Genomic DNA, 1400 nt, shown 5'->3' with positions numbered 1-1400 from the left:
CGACCAGCAGGGCGGTGGCCTCGTCGGCGGCCAGGCGCAGCGGCTGGGCGACGTCGTCGACGTTGTGCCACCAGATCCGGTCGCCGTCGGTGTCGATGTCGAGCAGGTCGCCGCCGCGGAAGCTGGTGCCGCACATCGGCAGCACGTGGAGGTCGCCGATCAGCTCGCGCTCGGTGATGCCGAAGGCGCGGGCGACCTCGGCCACCTCGGCGCCGGGGCGCTCCCGCAGGTAGGTGACCAGCGAGAGCATCCGCCGGGTCTGGTCGATCGCGTTGCTCATGCCCTTACTCCCCCACTCCGGCGACGGCGCGCAGCCGGTCGATGACGTCCGCCCGCAGGTCGTCCGGCCCGAGGACGACGACGTCGGGCCCGAACTCGGCGAGGTCGGCGCCGAGGCCGTAGCCGTACGGGATCTCCAGCTCGTCCCACTGCTCGTCGACGCGGGTGGTGGCGATCGCCCGGCCGCGGAGCGGGAAGGCGGCGCCGCGGCGGAGCCGGACGGTGGCGGTGGCGCCCTCGGTGACGGCGCCCTCGCCCGCGAACCGGGCGACGTGCGCGCGGACGTCCACGTGCTCGGGGACCTCGCCGGTGAAGCTGCCGGCCCGGGAGCGGACCTTGCCGGTGATCCGGCTGAGCCGGAAGACCCGGGCGCTCTGCCGGTCGCGGTCGTAGCCGGCCAGGTACCAGTGGCCGCGCCAGCACTCGAGGGCCCACGGCTCGACGGCGCGCTGCTCGGCGGCGGAGGCGCCGGCCTTGCGGTAGTCGAAGGTGACCGGGCGCCGGTCGCGGGCGGCGACCAGCAGCGGCTCGAAGGCGGCCTCGCGGGCGGGGATCCGCGGCTGCAGCGCGGTGTGCTCGGCGTCCTCGGCGAAGGGCACGCCGGCCGCCCTGAGCTTCTGCAGGGCGCCGCTGGCCGCACCGGACATCTTGGCCTGCTGCCAGACCCGGGCGACCAGGGTGAGGGCGGCGGCCTCCTCGGCGTCGAGGACGATCTCGGGGAGGCGGTTGCGGTCCCGGCGGGCGAGGTAGCCGATCTCGCCGTCGAGCGCGTTCTCGTCGACGTCGATGACCAGGCCGAGCTCGCGCAGGTCGTCCTTGTCGCGCTCGAACATCCGGTTGAACGCGTCCTCGCTGCCCTGCTGCCAGGCCTCCCGGTAGGCCTCGACGGACTCCCGCAGCTCCTTCTTGGAGAGCGGCCGTCTGGTGTTCATCAGACAGAGGGCGAGGTTCATCAACCGCTCCGCCTTCGCGATCGCCATCGCTGACCTTCCTGTCCGTCCGACCGGCACCTTCGTGATCCGGCGGACCCGACCGTACCGGTCCGGGCACGCTGAGCAAAAGCCGAGCCCGTCCGGACCGGACGACGACAGCGCCGGGCCGCTCCCCCGAGGGGGTGCGGC

Annotated in this window: 1 protein-coding gene and 1 pseudogene; both read right to left on the bottom strand. The window is 74.2% G+C overall.

Going from position 1 to position 1400, the window contains the following annotated elements; all coding sequences use genetic code 11:
• A pseudogene (locus ABZ641_RS37195) lies at positions 1 to 280 on the bottom strand (WYL domain-containing protein); the annotation flags it as partial.
• Between the two features lie 4 nt (positions 281 to 284).
• Positions 285 to 1259: a WYL domain-containing protein gene (locus tag ABZ641_RS37190; protein WP_344621601.1), complete on the bottom strand. Its 975-nt coding sequence runs from the start codon at positions 1257 to 1259 to the stop codon at positions 285 to 287.
• Positions 1260 to 1400: the final 141 nt, after the last annotated feature.

The organism is Kitasatospora sp. NPDC007106 (assembly GCF_040634455.1).
GTDB classification, from domain to species: domain Bacteria; phylum Actinomycetota; class Actinomycetes; order Streptomycetales; family Streptomycetaceae; genus Kitasatospora; species Kitasatospora arboriphila.
This window is presented reverse-complemented; position numbering and strand designations above follow the sequence as displayed.

Coding starts and splice junctions, on each gene's coding strand:
- ABZ641_RS37190 (WP_344621601.1), bottom strand. CDS start 1,259: ATGGCGATCGCGAAGGCGGAGCGGTTGATGAACCTCGCCCTCTGTCTG.